The 20,855-nt window shown below is 62.1% G+C and carries 22 protein-coding genes; 16 read left to right on the top strand and 6 right to left on the bottom strand.

The features are described from left to right. A partial coding sequence (locus L598_RS09085; RefSeq protein WP_144859335.1) for a transposase occupies nucleotides 1-171 on the bottom strand: 171 nt, incomplete at its 3' end. A 633-nt stretch (nucleotides 172-804) separates the two neighbouring features. On the opposite strand from L598_RS09085, the gene L598_RS09090 reads away from it, so the two are divergent. After that, nucleotides 805-1,065 carry a hypothetical protein gene (locus L598_RS09090; RefSeq protein WP_144861787.1) on the top strand — a complete coding sequence of 87 codons (261 nt, stop codon included), beginning with the start codon at nucleotides 805-807 and terminating at the stop codon, nucleotides 1,063-1,065. Between the two features lie 421 nt (nucleotides 1,066-1,486). Here the strand turns inward: L598_RS09090 and L598_RS09095 are convergent, their stop codons facing one another. The 4 genes from L598_RS09095 to L598_RS09110 form a co-directional block, all read right to left on the bottom strand. Next, nucleotides 1,487-1,834, bottom strand: a complete 348-nt coding sequence (locus L598_RS09095) for a hypothetical protein (protein WP_144861872.1) — start codon at nucleotides 1,832-1,834, stop codon at nucleotides 1,487-1,489. Between the two features lie 211 nt (nucleotides 1,835-2,045). Beyond that, the gene (locus tag L598_RS09100) at nucleotides 2,046-2,231 is read right to left on the bottom strand and encodes a hypothetical protein (protein WP_144861789.1); all 186 of its coding nucleotides are present in this window, start codon (nucleotides 2,229-2,231) and stop codon (nucleotides 2,046-2,048) included. 7 nt (nucleotides 2,232-2,238) lie between these two features. After that, complete coding sequence (locus L598_RS09105) at nucleotides 2,239-2,541, bottom strand: hypothetical protein (RefSeq protein WP_144861791.1); 303 nt, start codon at nucleotides 2,539-2,541, stop codon at nucleotides 2,239-2,241. Nucleotides 2,542-2,995: 454 nt separating this feature from the next. Further along, complete coding sequence (locus tag L598_RS09110) at nucleotides 2,996-3,268, bottom strand: hypothetical protein (protein WP_144861793.1); 273 nt, start codon at nucleotides 3,266-3,268, stop codon at nucleotides 2,996-2,998. A gap of 169 nt (nucleotides 3,269-3,437) precedes the next feature. Between L598_RS09110 and L598_RS09115 the strand changes: the two genes are divergently transcribed. Together L598_RS09115 and L598_RS09120 are read left to right on the top strand one after the other, a co-directional pair. Next, nucleotides 3,438-5,393, top strand: coding sequence for a tetratricopeptide repeat protein (locus L598_RS09115; RefSeq protein WP_144861873.1), 1,956 nt, complete (start codon nucleotides 3,438-3,440; stop codon nucleotides 5,391-5,393). Nucleotides 5,394-5,869: 476 nt separating this feature from the next. Further along, entirely contained in the window at nucleotides 5,870-7,231 is a 1,362-nt protein-coding gene (locus L598_RS09120) for an MmgE/PrpD family protein (RefSeq protein ID WP_186444975.1), read from the top strand. Between the two features lie 23 nt (nucleotides 7,232-7,254). On the opposite strand, the gene L598_RS09125 is transcribed toward L598_RS09120, so the two are convergent. Continuing rightward, nucleotides 7,255-7,989, bottom strand: coding sequence for a GntR family transcriptional regulator (locus tag L598_RS09125; protein WP_144861797.1), 735 nt, complete (start codon nucleotides 7,987-7,989; stop codon nucleotides 7,255-7,257). 243 nt (nucleotides 7,990-8,232) lie between these two features. Here L598_RS09125 and L598_RS09130 point away from each other — a divergent pair, with 243 nt between their 5' ends. The 13 genes from L598_RS09130 to L598_RS21410 all read left to right on the top strand — a co-directional run. After that, entirely contained in the window at nucleotides 8,233-9,426 is a 1,194-nt protein-coding gene (locus tag L598_RS09130; RefSeq protein ID WP_144861799.1) for a CoA transferase, read from the top strand. 30 nt (nucleotides 9,427-9,456) lie between these two features. Next, nucleotides 9,457-10,614: an acyl-CoA dehydrogenase family protein gene (locus L598_RS09135; protein ID WP_144861875.1), complete on the top strand. Its 1,158-nt coding sequence runs from the start codon at nucleotides 9,457-9,459 to the stop codon at nucleotides 10,612-10,614. Between the two features lie 11 nt (nucleotides 10,615-10,625). After that, nucleotides 10,626-12,032, top strand: a complete 1,407-nt coding sequence (locus tag L598_RS09140) for an MmgE/PrpD family protein (RefSeq protein WP_186444976.1) — start codon at nucleotides 10,626-10,628, stop codon at nucleotides 12,030-12,032. After that, nucleotides 12,029-12,844 (top strand): enoyl-CoA hydratase-related protein, encoded by an 816-nt coding sequence (locus L598_RS09145; RefSeq protein ID WP_246658693.1) that lies wholly within the window; start codon nucleotides 12,029-12,031, stop codon nucleotides 12,842-12,844. Before L598_RS09140 ends, L598_RS09145 begins: the two co-directional genes overlap by 4 nt. Nucleotides 12,845-12,851: 7 nt before the next feature. Then, entirely contained in the window at nucleotides 12,852-13,796 is a 945-nt protein-coding gene (locus L598_RS09150; protein WP_144861803.1) for a hydroxymethylglutaryl-CoA lyase, read from the top strand. A 20-nt stretch (nucleotides 13,797-13,816) separates the two neighbouring features. Next, nucleotides 13,817-15,490: a thiamine pyrophosphate-binding protein gene (locus L598_RS09155; protein ID WP_144861805.1), complete on the top strand. Its 1,674-nt coding sequence runs from the start codon at nucleotides 13,817-13,819 to the stop codon at nucleotides 15,488-15,490. A 2-nt stretch (nucleotides 15,491-15,492) separates the two neighbouring features. Beyond that, nucleotides 15,493-16,044, top strand: a complete 552-nt coding sequence (locus L598_RS09160) for an SRPBCC domain-containing protein (RefSeq protein WP_144861807.1) — start codon at nucleotides 15,493-15,495, stop codon at nucleotides 16,042-16,044. A 68-nt stretch (nucleotides 16,045-16,112) separates the two neighbouring features. Beyond that, nucleotides 16,113-17,513, top strand: a complete 1,401-nt coding sequence (locus tag L598_RS09165; RefSeq protein ID WP_144861809.1) for an FAD-binding oxidoreductase — start codon at nucleotides 16,113-16,115, stop codon at nucleotides 17,511-17,513. A gap of 231 nt (nucleotides 17,514-17,744) precedes the next feature. Further along, nucleotides 17,745-18,794: a hydroxyacid dehydrogenase gene (locus tag L598_RS09170; RefSeq protein WP_144861811.1), complete on the top strand. Its 1,050-nt coding sequence runs from the start codon at nucleotides 17,745-17,747 to the stop codon at nucleotides 18,792-18,794. 84 nt (nucleotides 18,795-18,878) lie between these two features. Next, nucleotides 18,879-19,790 carry a cytochrome P450 gene (locus tag L598_RS21405; RefSeq protein WP_186444977.1) on the top strand — a complete coding sequence of 304 codons (912 nt, stop codon included), beginning with the start codon at nucleotides 18,879-18,881 and terminating at the stop codon, nucleotides 19,788-19,790. A gap of 203 nt (nucleotides 19,791-19,993) precedes the next feature. After that, nucleotides 19,994-20,194, top strand: a complete 201-nt coding sequence (locus L598_RS21735; protein WP_246658694.1) for a hypothetical protein — start codon at nucleotides 19,994-19,996, stop codon at nucleotides 20,192-20,194. Next, nucleotides 20,191-20,532: a 2Fe-2S iron-sulfur cluster-binding protein gene (locus L598_RS09185; protein WP_210244979.1), complete on the top strand. Its 342-nt coding sequence runs from the start codon at nucleotides 20,191-20,193 to the stop codon at nucleotides 20,530-20,532. Before L598_RS21735 ends, L598_RS09185 begins: the two co-directional genes overlap by 4 nt. Further along, nucleotides 20,533-20,855: alcohol dehydrogenase catalytic domain-containing protein (locus L598_RS21410; protein ID WP_186444979.1), on the top strand; the 323-nt coding region annotated here is incomplete at its 3' end.

Below are 20,855 nucleotides of genomic sequence, written 5' to 3' on the forward strand. Positions count from 1 at the left end.
AAGCTGGTCACGGCTCATGCCGCCATATTGCTTACGCCACCGGTAGAACGTCAGCTCGGAAACGCCGATCTGGCGAACAGCATCCGCCATCGCCATGCCTTGGCCGCGCAAAACCTCAMCCTGCCGAAGCTTCGTGACGATCTCGTCGGGCTTGTGTCGCTTGTTTGCCATTGTGGTCCTCCTTCATGGTCAAAACCATACTTCAAGGTGGACCCGTTCAATGGGGGTGGATCAGCGATACGGCCAGCAAAGCTGCCAAATAGAAAGTGCGCATATGCCGGCCATCCCACCCTCGTAGCCATTCGATCAGGTACCGTGCGGCCATCTGGCTCCCTTTGGTGTTAAGCCAGTATATAGAGTGCACGCGCTGGAGAACAAACGCTCATCGCTGTAGAGTGGCCTCAGGAGGCTGAGATCGTGGCCGGAACTAGATTAAAGATCTGTCAGCCTACGCAAGGCCTCCTCGTCGCTCCAGGTATCTCCATTGGGCGCCGTAACCCAAATAGACGTCGCGCCTAACTTTGGAAGTCGGCTCAGCAGAGCGATTGTCTCACGCATCCCAGCAAACTGACGTTACTTGCGCCCGGCTGAGTTCGTGAAGACGATTGAGTAGTCTGGCACATCAATATCCCGATTAGAAGGCGAGCATACAACTTGAGATGTCTGGTGCAATGCCGGCACTCAACATTTGGCCAAAGGAAACCGGCGTGAATAATAAGACGCAACTTTTCTGGCCGGTGACGGAAAAGATGTGCCTTTGGCCTCACGTTCGACTGGTGGATGGCGTAGAGTGGATGCTGTTCGATGGCCGTCGTCAGGGAACAGGCAAGCGCGGAAAAGGGACTTGGGATGGAAGCTAGCAAAACCGACATAGTAGAATTCATCCCGCAGATGGAGGCAATGCGAGAAAACCTCGTTGACGAACTCATCTGCGAATCCCGCCTGCAGGTCAGGAAAAACGTACGAGACAAAAACCCGGCCAGGCTGGATCAGCTAACAGCTGAGCTTGCGGATGTTCAAATCGCGATTGTCGCTTTGAGAGAAGAAGCCGAACGCCGCCGGTAGTACTTCTATTACAGGGTCCGGCTTTCTCTCTGAATTTATTCTGTGCAACGTTTGCTGCGATAGCTTTCTTGGCTCTAGGCGCCACACGCTGCGGCTACTTCACGTCCATGGTCTCTGACGGCGATATATTTTGATGGTTATAGTAACGCCACCCGCCAGTCAGGGCGACCATTACGGCCAGCCCGAAAAGGATGACATACCAGGGATAATTATCTGTGATGCTACGGCGCATGTTCATGGAATTCAAACCTTTCCGGTTTGGAAACAGGCGGCGGTCGATCGTGTCTGCGACGCTGGATTCTTCTGATGGGCAATGGGCCATCAAGCTCCTTTGCTCTCAAGAGCCACAAAGGAACCAGATAAAGCATTGAAGCAGGGATGCGGTGCAATATAGGCCAGGGACTGCGCCGCACCTTGGTTGTCAGTTTGCAGCGAGAGCCATTCCGCAGGCAACGGCCAGGTCACGATTGGGTTCATCTGCTCCGAGCGGTGTTGCCCAACCCGCTTTCTCGATAATGCCGCGTCGATTGTACGAGCTTGCATCCTTTAAAGAAGCAAGGACTTCCATAGAGTTCGGCGCGCTCCTGGACTGTTCGATGCAATATGGCGTCATGGCAGCAACAACCGCAGCGACACTCGCGTCGTCTGCCAACTTCTGCGCTGTGCCGCCAGTAACCCAGCCGCCCCAGGAGAAGCCGACGATGGCCAATGCAGCAGCGCCTGCCGCCGCGCCATAAAGGGCGGGTGAAATCCATTCGGGGGTTTTCATGAGGATGTCCGATCTGTCAGGACAGGCGCGCCTGATTGCGCACAAGGCCATTACCATATCACAGGTTTGTTGCGGCAGGTAATAAATCGTCGGATTGGCTTGCAGGCGAATCCAAACATGGCAGAAGAGTGGTTTGCTGCTTGTTGACGGCTGCATGGCCGATGGTTGTTCGCCACCACCCTATACGGAATTATACACGGGTCGCTCGCGGTCATGTCCGATTGCGCTCGTCATCGCTTGCGCGGATCAGCGCCTCAATGGTGTGTTGCACGTCTCGCAACTCCTGCCAGACATTGGCGCGTTGTCCAGAAGACTCCAGCTTCTCCACGAGCTCTCGGCGAATAGCCACCAAGGTTTTGATCGCATTTTGCACCGCTGCGACATGCTTCTCTGCCATCGGAACCTCATTTCGTACGAGGTTTTGCACCGACTGCGCCACCTTCGTCCTCCCACCGGTCCAGCGAATTGTTCCTGGGAATGTTGGGTTCGTCGTAGCGTAAGTCCTGACCTGCGGCGGCTGCCTCACTGGTGATGGCATCCACCAATTCCTGATCCGAAAGTTCAAGATCGGGAAATACGCGCCGCACTGCATCCATGGCATCTGACATCGTAAATGGGTGGTGATCGCGTCCACCCTCGGCCAAGAAAGCGCTGATCGCCGCCCTAACTTCGGGTGGGATATGGTGTTCCGGATCGCTGCTGCTCATTGGGACAGATCCCTTGTTCGAGCGCGTTGAAACCTCAACGCCGCGCGAAGTCAGTTGTTCCGATGCGCGACGGAACTCGGCATCAGACCGCGGATTGGCCGAGCAATACTCATCAGCTGGCCGCGGAACCCCTATGTTAGGGTGACGCGACCGGCGGGTTCGAGCCTCGTTGCAAAAGGCTCAGGGGGATCTTCGCACGGCCGAGGAGGCAAAGGTACCCTCACCCTTATGCTATAGGGTATAGCCAGGCCGGGCAGATGAGTTGGTTAGATGATGAAAAGGCCCGCCCGATCGGGGCTCCGTCGGACGGGTGAGTCAGGCGTATTGAGCATCACCCTGCGCCCTTATCACTTCCCTTGCGAGTAGCCAGTTCGATCTGGTCTATCCGGCAAAAGAGGTAGCCCTGGCTGGGACGCTTCTGAAACTCGCCAGCTATGCGGCGTCACTACTGCTTTTATCGACCGTGCAAATCAAACAGCGTTACGTTGGCGGAGTAGTTTCCCAAAGGGCGCTCGTCCTGGGCCGGCCAGGCGAAGCCGTGTGTATTGGTGGAGATGATCGCATTCGCCGCTGGCGTGGCCGGGCCGGTAGCGGGGTTCGCCCGCTCGATATTGGCGGCATAGTTTCCGTGAAGAACAGGCGCATCCTGGGCGATTGCGGTGCTGCTTAGAACGGCCACGAGAGCCGCCCCACCCAACAGGGATTTGATTGTATCGTACTTGGTCACAATAGCCTCCTTTGAGGCGTTTGCGGGATACCCGTATTGATCGATGTAGCCCGCGGACCATCAGTGATACACTGCGAACAGAGGGGCGAACGTGGGAGGAGACGTGGAAACGCACGTGGAATCCTCGCGCCCGGGTCCGGCCAGCCACAAAATTCACACGCATGTGCGGATGCTTGGACGGCTGAAGATCAGTCGCAACGGCTCAGATCTGGAACTTTTGCCATCGCGCAAGGTGCGCGCTCTTTTCGCTTACCTCGCGCTCGCCCTCTCTGCTGTCGGGCGGAGCAATCTCTGCGAGCTCCTGTGGGATGTCCCGAACGACCCGAGGGGCGAACTCCGCTGGTGTTTGAGCAAACTAAGAACTGTCCTTGACGAACCGGGTCGCCAAAGGGTCGTCGCTTCCAGCGACACAATAGCGCTCGATCTTTCCGACTGTTTCGTGGACGTCATCGAGATCGCCGGCGCAGCCAGGAAGGGTATAGAGACACTTGATGTGCACCGGCTACGCGCTCTTTCCAGTCTGTTTGTCGGCGACTTTCTGGATGGACTGGAAATCGACCGCAGCTCGCAATTTGAAAGATGGCTCGCCGCTCAGAGGCGGCGCTTCCGGGCTTGTCATGCCGCCGTGCTGGAACATCTGGTCAAAAACCTCCCATCGGACTCCGACGAAACGCTGCCACTTCTGGAAAAGTGGGTGGAACTCGTCCCCTTCGACGGCCGCGCGCATGTGATGTTCCTAGACGCTTTGGCTGCCCGTGGGCAGACCGGCGAGTGCGAAAAGCACCTTATCGCAACAGCCCGGCTCTTCGAAGCGGAAGATCTGGATTTCAGCCCGATCAGGAATGCGTGGCGGGTTATCGGGGACGGAGGGGCTGGGGTATCTCGTTCCGCCGAAGCGGCAATCTCCATCTCTCCCGTATCCCTGATTGCCGGCCCTGAAACCGGCCGTCGTGCCTCGCTTGCCGTGATGCCCTTTCAGTCGGACGGAAGCAGCGTTCGTGGCGGACTGGCTGACGGTCTGACCCATGATATCATCACCAGGCTTGCAAAGTTGAGGAGCCTCTTCATTATTGCGAGCGGCTCGGTCTTCGCGCTTGCCGAGCGCAATGTCGGGCCGGAAGATGTCGCCCGTAGGTTGAACCTGGATTATGTCGTCACCGGAACGGTGCGGCGCGAAGTATCCCGCTTCATCGTTACGGTCGAGGTGATTGAAACGCACACGGCCAGAATCGTCTGGACAGAGACCTTCGAACACAAGCCGGACGACGCTTTCATGGTGCTCGACGAGATCGGCAATCGGATCGTTTCTTCGATCGCCGGCGAGATCGAGACCATCGAGAAGAACCGGGCGATCCTCAAGCCTCCCAATTCGCTCGATTCTTGGGAAGCCTATCATCGTGGCCTCTGGCACATGTATCGCTTCACAAAGGCCGACAATGAGCAAGCGAGGCAGTTCTTCGAGATGTCCATCCGGCTCGACCCGACCTTCTCGCGGCCGCATGCGGGCCTGTCCTTTACCCATTGGCAGAATGCATTCCAGCATTGGGCGGACCGCCAGAAGGAGGCCGACAAGGCTTACGAGGCGGCAGGCCGCAGCCTGATTGCCGACGATCACGATCCGGCGGCGCATTGGGCAATGGGCCGCGCCTTATGGATGCGAGACCGTCACGAGGAGTCGCTCAGCGAACTGGAAAGGGCAGTGGACCTAAGTCCGAATTTCGCCCTCGGCCACTACGCATTGGCTTTCGTCCATTCACAATCGGGAAATCCGCAGGCGGCCATAGGATCGGCCGATCATTCGCGCCAGTTGAGCCCGTTCGATCCGCTGCTGTTCGGCATGCTCGGATCCAAGGCCCTGGCCTATGTGCGCCTCGGCCAATTTGATGAGGCAGCGAATTGGGCTATTAAAGCGGCTGCTCGTCCTAACGCCCACGTCATTATTCAGGTGATAGCTGCCTATTGTCTCGCACTTGCTGGTCGCATCGCGGAGGCGCAAATTTTCCTTTCGGCGGTGCATAAGACGCATCCACAATATTCCGTCGACGATTTCCTGGCGACGTTTAATTTTACCGATCAGGCTGCTGCCCTGTTCCGACAAGGCGCAAGGCGCATCGATACTGACTGATCCACTTTCGGCTAGGCTGAAGCCTGGTTAGCCAACCATTCCATTAACAGCCTGTGCTCTCGCCCCTAGCGGGATCGATCCATCATTAGAACGGAGGAGGAAATTGAGCACCAGCGCGGACACGATCATGTCTCTAGTGCCGGTGAGAAATCCTCGGGTCGATGGAAATCAGGTTTTGCGGATTGCAACGTTCGGGGATAGCGGCGGAAAGCACTCCACCCGCGTGACGCCTAATTGCCGGCGGCCGGTTGCGCCGGTTTCCTTCGACCTTATCGCCCAACTGCCCGCGCGCGCAATCGAAAGCGGGCAAAATTAAATTCGGATTTGATGATTGCGCCATCGTCGAACTTTATCTACCGTCCATCCTTCCCTGAGGAAGGCGTAACCCTTCCGCCTTTGTGATGCCGGCGAAGCCGCGCCGGATGGCGAGTAGCGGCATCCTTTGTCGATCGTTGAATGAAGCAGCGAGACCATTGATGAACGAGACAGCCGCACCCCGGACAGGCCTGACCAGGCAGATCGCCGAAAGAGGAAATTCGGTCCGCTTCGACGACCTGCAGGCACGCGTCAAGACGATCGCCACGCACAGCATCCTCGATTTCGTCGGCCTCTCCATTGCGTCGGCCAACCTCCCGCTCATCAAGGCCCTCATCGCCGAGGCCCTCGATCAGGGCGGGCGCGAGGAATCGTCGGCCGTCGGCAGCTTCACCCGTCTCCCCGCAGCCTGGGCGGCAAGCGTCAACGCAGGCGCCGGCCATGTCCTCGCCTACGACGATGTCAACATGGTCATTCCCGGCCACGCAACCGCAGTCGCCTGGCCATCGTCGCTTGCGCTCGCGGAGATCTCGGACGCATCGGGCCGTCATGTTCTCGAAGCCTACGTCGCCGGTTTCGAGACCACGTGTGTTCTGGGTGAGCTTCTCGAGCCCAGCCACTACGACATGGGTTTCCACGCGTCCGGTACCCTCGGTGCCTTCGGCGCCGCCATGTCGGCCAGCCGCATGCTTCAGCTTGACATCGATACCACCGCCCAGGCCCTGTCGGTCGCCGCGACTATGGCGTCCGGTCTGAAGGGGGCGTTCGGCACGATGCTCAAGCCGTTCCAGGTGGCGCGGGCCACCGGCAACGGGGTCCTGGCTGCACGCCTTGCCAAGCGCGGACTTGGCGGGCGCGACGATCTGATCGAACGCGAACAGGGCTTTGCCGTCACGCACTCGAAATCAGCGCTGCCGCTCGAGCTGCCCAGGAGCGAGACCGGCAGCTACATGCTGCAGACTCTCTACAAGTATCACGCCGCCTGCTACCTCGCGCACTCGCCGATCGAGGGCGCAGCACTGGCGCGTCAGAGGCCCGGCTTCGATCCCGATTTAGTCCAGGCCGTGACGGTCACCGTCAATCCGATGGCCGGCAAGGTCTGCAACATCGACCGGCCGAAGACGGATCCGGAAGTCGGCTACAGCATCCGGACACTCGTTGCCATGTCGCTGCTGAAGATGGGCGTAACGCGCCCCGATGACCTGAAGGTCTCACGCGTCGCGGAGGGGAATGTGCTTCCGCTTGCTGATCGGGTGACAATCGCCTTCGATCCGAGCCTGCCGGATACGGCCAGCAGGGTTCATCTGCGGACGGACCGCGGCGATTTTGAAATCGCCACGGACGTTGGCAATCCCGAAGAAGATCTTTCCAAACAAGAACGGCAAATCACCAACAAGGTGCGGCTGCTGGCCGAACCGGCGATCGGTCCCGTGAAGACATCGCAACTCATCGAGCGCGTCCTCAACCTGCCGGATCTGGCCTCGTTGCGCCCGATTGCCGAGGCGTTGCGGCCGTCTACCTGACGACCGAAACCGCGGATTGTCCATCAGGTACGCTGGCGGATGATGCTGTAGATGGAATAGCGGTCGGCCGGGTAGAGGTTGTGCGACACTTCGAACGTGTCCCCCGTGTGAGCGACGTAGCGGCGCTCGACCAGTAGCGCCGCTTCGTCAGGCTCGGCAGACAGGACAGTCGCAAGCTGGGCCGGCAGCGTGGTCGCCGTGACCTTCTGCTCCACATATTCAAGCTTGAGGCCGTACTCCTGCAACACCGCCTCGTAGATGGCGTCGCCATTGCCCCGTATGCGGCTCCGGTCGGGGGCGAAACGATCGGGAACCATCACCTCCGACCAGCAGAGCGGCTGATTGTCGGAACGCGTCGAGCGCACGCCCGCAATCCGGAGCCAGCGCTTGTTGCGGGTGCCATAGAACTCCCGCGGCTTCCGGCTGGTGATCGAGACGAACCCTTCATGCTGGATCGTGAGCAGCGTGTTGCGGGCAAAATCGAACAGGCTGCGAATATCGCGAAGGCTGTGCACGTAATGCGGGACGGGCCTCAGCGACAGGACAAATGTGCCGGTCTTGCGTCGCCGGCCCAGCAGGCCCTGCTCCGTCAAGATCTTCAGGGCCTCGCGGATCGTATGCCGCCCGACACCGAAACGCTCCTGGAGTTCGCTCTCGGCAGGAAACCGCGATCCAAGCGGATAGCGCCCTTCGGCGATCTCTCTGGCGAGGTCGCCTGCAAGGTCAGCGTGGCGCGATTGAACGGTTGGCTGGTCCATTTTCTTTCTTCAAACTGCCCCTTGAGGCGAGGACCATACCCACAGACTTGGCGGGTGGGAAGGCACGCGATGATGAAACTTCGACGGATATGAGCGCCAGTAAGGATTCATCCAACCCATAAGTCCGAATTAATGTGCCCACATTTCATTCGGTGTATTGATCCGCCGCTGCCGTGTGGCTAAGATGGCCACTCGGAACCTCAATCAACCACCGCATTGCACACCCTCCCGAGACTTTATTCTATGCTTGAATCCATCCTGTCGGGCGTGAAAATCGTCGACCTCACGCAGAACGTGGCCGGCCCGTTCTGCACCCAGACGCTCGGCGATCTCGGCGCACATGTGATTAAGGTGGAGCGCCCGGGCCGCGGCGATGACACGCGCGACTGGAAGCCGCCGGAGATCGGCGAGATATCGTCGACCTTTCTGGCTCTCAATCGGAACAAGCAGAGCATCTGCCTCGACATCAACGCGCCCGAGGGCGTGGCCATTCTGAAGCGGCTGGTGTCTGAAGCGGACGTCTTCGTCCATTCCATGAAGCCCGGCAGTCCGGAAGCGCGGGGCTTCGGCTACGAGGATCTCAAGTCCGTCAACGACCGATTGATCTACTGCTCCATCAGCGCCTTCGGGCAGACCGGGCCGCTGAGGAGCCTGCCGGGTTACGACCCGCTGATGCAGGCTTTCACCGGGATCATGAGCGTCACCGGCAACGAAGGGGAGGATCCGGTCCGAGTGGGCGTCTCGCTGGTCGACATCGGCACGGGAATCTGGTCCGTGGTGGGCATCCTCGGCGCTCTGATCGAGCGTGCGAAGACCGGCAAGGGAGCATCCGTCGAAACGAGCCTGCTCGATACCGGCCTGACCTGGATGACGGTGTTCTTCGCCAACTACATGGCGACGCAGAAGTTGCCGAGGAAGATGGGCTCGGCCATGGCGATGACCGCGCCCTACGAACTCTTCAATGCGGCTGACGGTCAGGTCTTCATCGCGGCAGGCAATGACGGCCTGTTCGCGCGTGTCTGCAAGGGTATCGGCGCGCCCGAGCTCGCGACGGACCCCAGGTTCCTGACAAACCCGCTGCGGGTCACCAACCGGCCGGCGCTCCGCAATGCCATCAACGCTCACACGTCGCAGATGCCGGTGAAGCAGGTCGTCGCCCAGCTGCGCGCGGCTGGCGCGCCGTGCAGCGAGTTGCATGATGTGGCGCAGGCACTGGACAACGAACAGGTCCGGGCCTCCGAGCTCATCATGGACCTGCCCATCGAAACCGCGCCCGCTCACAGGGCGGTCGGCCTGCCCATCAGGCTCGACGGCCGGCGAAGCGAGGCCGCGGCGGCGCCGCCTCCGCTTGGCGGCGACACAGATGCGACCCTTGCCGCCCTTGGATACGCGGCGGAGGAAATGTCGCGGTTACGCAATGCAGGGATCATCGGCTGAGCGCCGACCGTCGTCTTACCGGAGCTAGTGATGGACTTCGCCTACACCGAGACACAGGAAGAAATCCGCGAGGCTGTGCGCAAGCTATGCGCGCAGTTTGGGCCCGACTACTGGCGCAAGTGCGACGAAGCCGAGGTCTATCCAGAAGAGTTTGTGCAGGCGATGACGGACGCGGGTTGGCTCGCTGCGCTCATCCCCGAGGAGTACGGCGGCGCCGGTCTCGGCCTTCTGGATGCCTGCGTCATCCTGGAAGAGATCAACCGGTCGGGCGGCAACGGTGCTGCGTGCCATGCCCAGATGTACACGATGGCGTCGGTCCTCAACCACGGCAGCGAGGAGCAGAAGCGCAAATACCTTCCGAGGATCGCCGATGGAAGCCTGCGCCTGCAGGCGTTTGGCGTGACCGAACCCGATGCGGGCTCCAACACGCTGAAGATCAAGACTTTCGCCAAGAAGGTCGACGGCGGCTATGTGATCAACGGACAGAAGATCTGGACGTCCCGGTACTTCCAGTCGCACATGTATCTCTTCATCGCGCGCACCACGCCGCTTGAAGAGGTTAAGAAGAAGACCGAAGGCCTTTCGCTGTTCCTGGTCGACATTGCCAAGGCGGGCCCTGCCCTCAAGGGCAAGCCCATCCGGACGATGCTCAACCATCACACCAACGAGGTGTTCATCGACAATCTTGAGGTCAGCGACGAGGACCGTATCGGCGAGGAGGGGCGCGGTTTCCAGTACCTGATCGACTCCCTCAATTCGGAGCGCCTGCTGGTCAGCAGCGAATCGATCGGCGACGGAAAGTGGTTCATCGACCAGGCATCGCGCTATGCCAGCGAGCGCAGGGTCTTCGACCGCTTCATCGGCCAGAACCAGGGCATCCAGTTCCCGATCGCCCGGGCGCACATGAATCTGCAGGCTGCCGAGCTGATGCGCAATCGCGCCGCGGCGCTGTTTGACGCCGGCAAGGCCAGCGGCAACGAAACGAGCATGGCGAAGTATCTGTGCACTGAGGCCTCGTGGGAGGCGGCGGAGGCCTGCATGACCACGTTCGGCGGCTATGGAGTCGCAACCGAGTATCACGTAGAGCGCAAATGGAAGGAGGCCCGCCTGTTCCGGACGGCGCCCCTGTCCAACAATCTCATCCTCGCGCAGGTCGCGCAGGCGCTCGGTATGCCGAGATCCTACTGAGGAGCCCGCCGGTGTCGTCAACTTTGGAAGCCCGCATCGAGCCTGCTCGCACTGCGACGCGGCGCATCGCCGAGTTCGTCGCCAACGCCGGGGTCGATCCGGGGTCGCGTGAGCAGGCAGCGCGCGTCCTCGTCGACACGCTCGCGGTCACGCTCGCGGGAGGGGTAGAGCCACCTGTTCGGATGCTCGAGGCTTCGTTGACTGCCAATACGCAGCCGCGGTCGGTGGGCTCCTTCTGGACCCGCAACAGCTACCGGTCCGACGATGCCGCCCTGCTGATCGGCATGGCGAGCCACATCCTCGACTATGACGATGTGAGCATGCTCGCCGTCGTGCACCCGTCGGCCCCCATGGTCTCCGCTATCGTCGCGAGCGCATCTGACGATCTTTCCGGAGCGGATGTTCTCGACGCGGTGGCGGTCGGGACCGAAGTCATGATCCGTCTGGGGCAGGTAATGGGCTTCAGGCACTACGCGCTTGGTTTCCACGCCACCTCCACACTGGGGACCATCGGCGCCGCCGCCGCTTGCGCGCGGATGGCGCGGCTCGACGTTGAAACGACCGCCAATGCCATCTCGATTGCCGCCAGCTACGCGTCAGGCCTGCGCAAGAACTTCGGTTCGATGGTCAAATCGTTCCACGTCGGAATGGCCGCGGCGAACGGGATGCGGTCCGTCAGGCTCGCGGCAGCAGGCATCGTGGGGTCGCCGGAGCCAATCGAGGCAGACGGTTTCCTGCTGGCGTTCTCAGGGGCGGAGACCAACAACTGGCCGGACGACGTCGTTTTGGGTGAACCGTTCGCGATCAACGATCCCGGCTTCGAGCAGAAGCGGTATCCTTGCTGCTACATGCTGCACAGGATCATCGAAGCATCCTTGGCCCTGCGTCGCGAGCATGGCGTGACGCTCGACAAGGTGCGATCGGTTCGTGTGGACATGGCCCTGGGCGCCACGAAGCCCCTCATCCACCCCTTCCCGAAGTCGGGGCTCAACGCCCTCTTCAGCGCGCCATACGCGGTATGCGCCGCACTCGGCGACGGCAGGGTCGACCTGCAGAGTTTCACCGACGAGAACGTCATGCGCCAGTCCGTTCAGGACAGGCTCCGCGACGTCACCGTCGTCGAAAGTGAGGAGCAGGCGGCTGGCGCCAAGGACATCGGCAGCGCGCCCGTGACCGTGACCGCAACCCTGGCCGATGGCACGCAGGTTTCGAAGACGATCGTGGACAATCCAGGATCGCGAAACGATCCTCTCACCGACGCGGACCTGTCGGCCAAATGGCTCGACTGCCTGCGTCGGGTCAGGCCAGAGATCGACGAGGCGCACGGCGCAACCCTGCTGCGTGAGGGTCTGGCGATAGAGCACGCACAGTTCGCTCCTTGGGTCGCTGCACTCAGGAAGGCAATGGTGTCGGCATGACGGACATGAAGCACTACGCCGGTCTCACCTTCGAGACGCTTCGGATCAGCGAGGACCAGCCCCACGTCCTGCGTGTCGTCATGAGCCGGCCGGCGTCCCGCAATGCGCTCAACACCCAGATGGGACGTGATCTGGTTTCCTTCTTCGAGGAGCTGGCGCTGGCCCCGGGAGACGTCCGATGCGTCATCCTGACCGGCGAAGGCGAGCAGGCGTTCTGCGCCGGCGGCGACCTGAAGGAGCGCCGTGGGATGACGGACGACGCCTGGCAGCGACAGCACGCGGTATTCGAGCGCATGGTGCGCGCGCTTCTCGACTGCCCGGTTCCCATCATCGCAGCAGTCAATGGGGCTGCATTCGGTGGCGGGTGCGAAATCGCGCTCTGCTGCGATTTCATCTACGCCGCGGACCATGCCCGCTTCGCCCAGACAGAGGTGACGCTTGGCATCATCCCGGGCGGCGGCGGCACGCAGACCCTGCCGCGCGCAGTGGGTGAGAGACGCGCCAAGGAACTCATCCTGACAGGCCGCGCCTTGACTGCCCAGGATGCCTTTGCGTGGGGCCTAGCGAACGCCGTGTTCCCCTCGGCGGATTTGCAGGCACAGGCAAGCGACACGGCGGCGACCATTGCCCGCAACGGGCCGCTTTCCGTAAGACAGGCGAAGCAGTCCATCCATCGCGGTTTGCAGATGTCGCTGCGCGAGGGTCTGGCATTCGAGATCGAAGCCTACAACCGCCTGGTGCCCAGTCGGGATCGCATCGAAGGCGTGACCGCCTTCAACGAGAAGCGAGCCCCTCGCTTCCAAGGGCGGTGAGGCTCCCATGTCCGCTAGAGTAGAGATACGCGAAGTCGGGCTGCGCGACGGCCTGCAGCAAAGCGGCACCATCCTTCCGACCGAACGGAAAAAGGAGTGGATTCTGCGCGCTGCAGCGATGGGCATTCGCGAAATGGAGGTCACCTCCTTCATCCCACCGCACGTCTTGCCGCAATTCTTCGACGCGGAAGATGTCGCCACCTTCGGCCGCGACGTTCCGGGGCTGCTGGCATCGGCTCTGGTAGTCAATCTGAAAGGTGCGCAGCGGGCGTTCGCGACGGGCATCAGGAAAGTGAACTACGTCGTTTCGGCAAGCGAGGCGCACAGCGCAGCCAACGCGAGACGGACGACAGATCAGGCGCTGGACGAGTTCGACCGGATCGTTGAGGAACGCGAGCGGTCCGGCCTCTCCGGCTCGGTCACCCTGGGCTGCGGCGTAGCCACGGCATTCGGCTGCACGATCCAGGGCGCGGTGGATCCGTCCCGCGTTGACGAGATCGTGGCGAGGCTGGCGAAGGCCGGCGCCGACGAGATCATGCTCGCCGACACTGTCGGTTACGCAAACCCGCAACAGGTCGCTCGCCTGTTCGAGGCAGCGCTGAAGACCGTCGACGGCGTAGCGATGGCAGCCCATTTCCACGATACGCGCGGGCTGGGCTTGGCCAATGTGATGTCTGCCCTGAACTGCGGCGTCCGGCGCTTCGATGCGTCGACGGGCGGCCTCGGCGGCTGCCCCTTCGCACCGGGCGCCACCGGCAACATCGACACGGAAGGCTTTGTTTATCTGCTCGAGTCCTCGGGGTTCGACACGGGCATCGATCTCGATGCACTGCTGGCGCTTCGCAAGGATCTCGCCGGGTGGCTGCCGACCGACAAGCTCGACACGCCGCTTGCCAAGGCCGGTCTTCCACTGACTTTCGCCACACGCAACGCGACCAACCTCACAAACTGACAAGCCACGGAAGACTGCCCATGAAAGTGTACGAAGCCGTCGTATCGGCCTTGATTTCCGAAGGGGTGACCAATGTCTTCGGCCTCATGGGAGACGGAAACATCTCCATCTGGGGCGCGATGGGCCGTACCCCGGAACTGACCATCTATTCGGCCCGCAACGAGGCCGGCGCGGTCGCCATGGCCGATGGCTACTACCGCGGTGGCGGCGCGGTGGGCGTCGCAACGATCACCTGCGGCCCGGGCCTCACGCAGGTCGGCACCTCGCTGATGGCCGCGGCGCGGAACCGCTCGCCGATCGTCGTCATCATCGGCGAGATCCCGCCCGGCGACAAGAACGGCCTGCAGATGATGGACCAGCGGCGGTTCGCCGAAGCCTCGGGCGCCCGCTATCACACGGTCACGGAGCCGGACAACGCGGCTGACGAGATATCAGAGGCGTTCTATGCCGCGCGCGCCCATCGCTGCCCTGTCGTGCTGAACGTTCCCATCGACATCGGCGAAAAGTCGCTGGAGTGGGACTGGGATTACCGCCCCTCGACCGACTACCTGCCGGCCGCGCCGGGCGCCGCGAGCGAGCCGTTGATCGCCGAACTCGTCCATCAGTTGGTCGAGGCTGAGCGGCCGATCATCGTCGCCGGCCAGGGAGCAAAGATGTCTGGCGCCCGTGACGCCATCATGCGGCTCGCCGACCGGACGGGCGCTCTCCTCGCCACGTCGTTGCAGGGCAAGGGCATCTTCGAGGGGCATGAGTACGACATCGGCATCGCCGGTTCCTACGCCAGCGCCGCGGGAGAGGAACTGTTCGGCATGGCAGACTTCGTCCTCGGTGTCGGCGCCGAGGTCGGCTACTACACCAGCGAGGCCGGATTGCTGTTTCCCTCGGCGAAGGTCGCACGGGTCGACATCAATGCCCGCCCCGACCAGATGGGCGTGACGCCAGGGCTCTATCTTCAGGGCGATGCACGCCTGACTATTGAACGAGTCTGCGCGCTGCTGGAGGAGCGGCAGGTCCAGAAGGAAGGCTTCAGGACAGACGAGACACGCGAGATCATCGCTGCCCCCCGCGAGCCGCACCCCATCGCGACCGACGGTCTGGACCCGCGGGTGCTGATGGAGAAGCTTTCGCAGGCCCTGCCCTCCGACGCGATCGTCACCTGCGGCGCGGGTCACTTCCTCGGCTTCGGCGCAATGAATCTGGCGGTGCCGCCTGGCGCCGACATCCAGTTCTCGGTCCAGTTCGGGGCCGTCGGCCAGACCATGCCGGTCGCCATCGGCATCGGCGTTGCCAATCCGGGCAGACCGCATGTCGTCATCGAGGGTGACGGCAGCCTTATGATGAACGTCCAGGAAGTGGAGACCGCCGCCCGCCATCGGGTGCCGATGGTGCTCGTCGTCTGGAACGATTGCGGTTTCGGCGCCGAAGTTCACAAGCTCAACGCCAAGGGGTTCAAACCGGAACTCGCTCAGTGGACATCGCCGGACTTTGTCCTTCTCGCCCGGGCATTCGGCGGTGACGGCGTGCGGCTGGAACGCGAGGACCGGATCGGCGACGCATTGCGTGCCGGACTGGCTGCTGGCGGATTGTACGTCATCGACGCCAGGGTGTCGCCGACGGAGATCAGCGACGCCTATCAGAAGATCCATTTCGGCCGTCCGAACAAGGCGCCGATCCTCCGCTACTCGAAGGCTTGACGATGAACTTTTCGGGCGATTTCACCGCACCTGGCGATCCCGACGTCGTGATGCGTCGGTTCACCGACATCGGGCGGATGGCGCGCTGCATGCCCGGCGCGTCACTAGAGGGCAAGGACGAAGAGGGAAACTACGTCGGTGTCATGACGGTTTCTTTCGGCCCCAAACGCCTCCGCTTCACGGGGCGCATGACGTGCGAATTCGACCTTGCGAACCGGTCCGGAGTGTTGCGCGGACGTGGATCGGGTGATGCCCGCGGCGCGCGCGTTTCTTTCGAGACCCGCTTTCGGGTCGACCCTGAACCCGTCGCGGAGGGCGCACCGCCGGTGTCGCGTATCAGGATCGACTCCACGGCGGAGCTAGGCGGTGTCATCGCCGAGTTCGCGAAGACGGGCGGCATCGCGTTGGCGAATGTCCTGTTGCGTGATTTCGCGACAAATCTTGAGAAGGATCTTGCTCAAGACGACGACGCCGGACCGATCTCGGAGGCGAAGCCGCTGTCCGCGACAAAGGTCGTCTGGAGTGCCGTGAAGTCCAAGTTCACGCAGAACTAGGCGTCGATTGCAACTGGCGTCCCGGTCGTGGCGGACACGAGCGGAGCGCGAACGGCGGGGAACACTCTGTGCCCGACATCGTCCCCTCCCTTGCTGCCGTCGTCGGCACCGACCATGTGCTGACCGACGGCCTGGACGCGTACGCGGTTGACTGGCGCCGCAAGTTCCGCGGCCGGCCCCTCGCGGTCGTGCGGCCTGCCAGCGTGGCAGAGGTTGCCGGCTGCATCAGGACCTGTCGCGATCATCGGGTATCGGTGGTTCCCCAGGGAGGAAACACCGGCCTCGCTGCCGGGGCAACGCCCGACATGTCAGGCAGACAGATCGTCCTTTCGCTGTCTCGCATGAACCGCGTCCGCTCGATCGATCGGACCAGCATGACGATCGAGGTCGAAGCGGGATGTCCGCTTGCCGTTGCGCAGCAGCATGCAGACGAGGTCGGCCGTATCATTCCACTGCGGCTGGCATCCGAAGGCACCGCACAGATCGGCGGCCTCGTGGCGACGAATGCCGGCGGCATCAACGTGCTGCGCTACGGTTCGACGCGCCATTTCACGCTCGGCGTCGAAGCCGTGCTTGCCGACGGCACCATCGTCGATGCCCTGCGGCATCTGCGCAAGGACAATGCGGGCTACGACTGGAAGCAGCTTCTTGTCGGAAGCGAAGGCACGCTTGGTATCGTAACGGCGGCCGTGCTTCGACTGATGCCGATGCCCCGCTACACGGTGACCGCCCTCCTTTCGGTGCCTGGTCCGGCCGACGCGGTGAAAATCCTCGAGGCGCTCCAGACGGAACTGGGCGAGGCAATCAGCGCGTTCGAGTTCATGTCGTCAGGGTCCGTCGACCTTGTCCGGCGGCACCGGGGACACGACGTGCCGATCGCGCTGGCGCGGTGGTATCTGCTGGTGGAACTGACCAGCAACATCTCTGGCCTTGCAGCCGACACACAGGAGGCGCTTGCCGCGGTCCTGGACTCCGGCCTGGCGATCGACTGTGTCCTGGCCAGCTCGCGCCAGCAGGCGTCCGAGCTATGGAATATCCGCGAGTCCATAACCGAGTCGGAGCAGCTTGCCGGAGGCAGCATTAAGCACGACGTCTCCGTTCCGACCGCATCCCTGCCCGCCTTCTTGGACCAAGCCGTTGCGGCTGTGGAGAAAAGCTTCCCCTCCGCCATCTGCAGTCTCTTCGGCCATCTCGGCGATGGGAACATCCACTTCAACGTTGTCGCGCCAGAGCCAGCGGAGCCGATCAATCGGATCGTCCACGATCTCATCGTGTACCACGGCGGCAGCATCTCGGCCGAGCACGGCATCGGTGCATATCGCGTGGATGAACTGGTGCGCTGCAAGCCGGCGGCAGAACTCGATCTCATGTCCCGGATCAAGCGAAGCTTTGATCCGTATGATATTCTCAACCCCGGAAAAGTGATCGCCGCATCGGACCCCGAAACCGGCCGACCAGGGCGGCTTTAGGACGGCACGGAGCTGGCGCGCGCACGCTAGGTTAATTTATCCGAACATATTGACTGCACCCCGGTCGCGGCGTTACGAATTGTCTGACTGGGGGGGCTGCAAAGGTAAGGGTGACAACGGCGACAGCAACGCATTGAGGAGCATGAGCGGACCCGCCGCTCCGCCATCATTCGATGTCCCGCCCCACACTCTCCGCGCACCGACCTACCCCCTGCGTATCGGAGGCTCTGAATGTCTGGAAAGTTTCGCGTTGGTTATCTGGATGAGCCCCCGCACCCGCAGTTCCTGCGGGAGATGGAAAATGCCTCGGAAGTCGAACTGGTCAGGATCGACACCGCGGACGGCCAGGCGACCGACGTCATCGCGCAGCTCCAGACATGCCAGGGCTACTACTGCCGTGCTGCGCGTGACGAACTGCCGAAGCAGTGGCATGTGACGGACGACCTCCTGGCGCAGTTGCCGAAACTGCTGGTCGTGTCGAGCTATGGCGCTGGATACGACACGATCAATATCGACGATTGCACCGCTCGGGGCGTCGCGGTGTGCAATCAGGCGAGTGGCAACGCCGAAGCCGTCGCTGAACATGCACTGGGGATGATCTTGGTCCTGCTGAAGCGGATCCCCCAGGCCGATCGCGCGGTGCGGGTGGGGAAGGCGGCGCGTCGAAACGATTTCTTCGGCGGCGAACTCTTCGGACGCACCGTCGGCATTGTCGGCCTCGGACACATCGGATCGAGGACAGCCGAACTCGTCAAATTCTTCAACTGCCGGGTGCTGGCCTACGATCCCTATGTAAGCGCCGAAGTATGCGCTCGGAAGGGTGTGGAGAAGGTCGAGTTCGCCGAACTCGTCAGCCAGTCGGACATCATCAGCGTTCACTGCCCGCTGACCGATGAGACGAGAGGCCTCTTCGACGCGGCTGCGTTCAGCAAGGTCAAGGACGGCTCCATCTTTGTGTCCACTGCTCGCGGCGGCATCCATGACGAGAATGCGCTCTACGATGCGCTCGTCTCGGGCCGAGTTCATGGTGCCGGGCTTGACGTCTGGGTGACCGAGCCGCCGCCGGTGGACCACAAGCTGCTGTCCCACCCTGCGGTCATCGCGAGTTCGCATACGGCCGGTGTCACCAACGAAAGCAGGACGCGGGTGACGACAATGGCAGCCGACACGTTCATCCAGGCTGCGCGCGGCAAACTGCCCCCGCGCATCGTGAACGAAGCGGTAGCGCCTGTCTTCGAAGGGCGGCTTAAGGCGGCGTTCGACGCGTCGTGGAAGCATTGACGGACAGGCCCCATCGGGGGCCCGAGGAAAGCTGACGGGCTGCTTTCTGGAGACTGACCTCCGGCACCTGTCGAAAGGACTGTCATGAGACGATTGAAAGTGAGCACGGATGCGGCCGATCTGGCCGGTACGCCCGTGGCCGACTATCACAAGATCTCGGGCTTCAGCGAAGCAAACGAAGTTTTCAGGTCCCGGAAGTTCGTCCAAGGCTCGCACTATGTCGCGCGTGAGTCGATCATGCGTGACACGCTCATCGTTCTAGACGGCAAGGAGCATCTTCGCCGGCGCAACATTCTTAACGAGATTTTCAGCGAAGCCGCCGTCGCGCGATTGCGGTCCCATCACTTGGTCCCTGTCGTTCAACTGTGCATGTCGGAGTTGGCAGCAATGCCGCTGTCGGACGACGGCTACATCCGAACCGACCTGACCCTTCTGTCACAACGCTGCGTGTACCGGATTGCGGCCGCGGTCGCCGGTATCGACGGACTGGACGAACCGGCGGCCATCGATCGGATGATCCACCAGATCAAGTCGATCACCGCTGGCTTCACAGTTGAGTGGTCCAAGGAGCAGCAGGACGTCGTCATGGCGCGCGCGCTCCAGGATCAGGACGATTTCCGTAGGGAGCTGTTCGAGACCTCCGAAGCACGTCGCGCGGATGCCGTCGAAAGGTACAGGTCCGGGGCGCTCACGGGAGACCAGCTCCCGCACGACGTTTTGACCTACACGCTTCTGCACAAGGGCGATGCATGGCCCGACGATGCGCAACTGCGGCTACGCGAGATGTGCCTGTTCCTGTCCGCGGCATCGCAGACGACCGCGAATGGATTGCTCCTGTTCGTGCTTCTGCTGGAGGATTGGCTGTCCGCGCACCCGGAGACCGGCGACTGGTACTCGAGGACGACTCGTTCCTTCGCAAAGCCGTGTACGAGTCGTTGCGCGTCGCCGCTACGGTCCCGGCGCGCCTGCGCACCGCTACCGAGGATGTCACCCTGACGTCCGGCCGCACGATAAAGGCCGGAGAGCACGTGGCCATCCTGACGATCCCGGCAAACACCAAGGAGGAGGATCTGTTTGGCGCCGAGCCGCAAATTTTCAACCCCCATCGCGAGGTTGGGAAGGTCGCACCCTGGGGACTTACTTTCGGAAGCGGAAGTCACACGTGCCCGGGTCGGCCGCTAGTCACCGGCGGCAGGAGCATGCGCGCTGACACAGAAATCGACGGTAGCCTCGTCACGGTTGCCCGGGGCCTCTATCGCGCCGGGATGGAACTGGACCCGGACAGCCCGCCGCGGCTCGACCCGGCGACGCACTACAACAACTACGTCTCGGTCCCTGTCCGGTTTAGCGGGGCGAAAGCAGTCGCCACTGCCGCTCGGCCCGCTTCAGAGAGGCAATGACGAGCATGTCAGCGATGTTCAGGGTCAACGTCTTCGACCGCGATGGCCAGTCAAGCGCCGTGGATGCGGAAGAAGGTCTGCCGCTGATGTTCGCCCTGCGAGAGGGCGGTCTCCCGGTCGAGGGAACATGCGGCGGAACTGCCGGCTGCGGTACGTGTCACGTCTTCGTCGAAGATGGCTGGATGGCCCAGCTTGCGCAGCCGCAGGCGACGGAACTGGACATGCTCCAGGCGCTCGAGAACTACGATCCGGCGCGGTCACGGCTGAGCTGCCAGATTGAGATGGGACCGCAGCTCGACGGTCTTGTCGTAACGCTCGCCCCGGAAGAATTCGTCTAGATGAGAAAGTCGCCTCACATTCTGCAGTTCGACGCCGCGGTGCTCGAGCAGCCAGGTGCGGCCTTGCAGATCGGCAGGCTGGGGATCGCCCCCCTCGGTCAGACCGACGTCCTGGTGGAGATGAAGTCGGCCGGCATCTGCCATACCGACTGGGAGGCGCAGCAGGGGTCATTCGGCAACGCCTTTCCGGTCGTGCTCGGTCACGAGGGTGCCGGTGTTGTCGCCGAGGTGGGTCGCGCGGTAACTAGCGTCAGGAAAGGCGACAAGGTTGTCCTGTCGCCATTCCCCACATGCGGAGGCTGCTACTACTGCGAGCGCGACCA

It is taken from the genome of Mesorhizobium sp. J18, assembly GCF_007829525.1.
In the GTDB taxonomy this organism is placed as follows: Bacteria; Pseudomonadota; Alphaproteobacteria; order Rhizobiales; family Rhizobiaceae; genus VLJP01.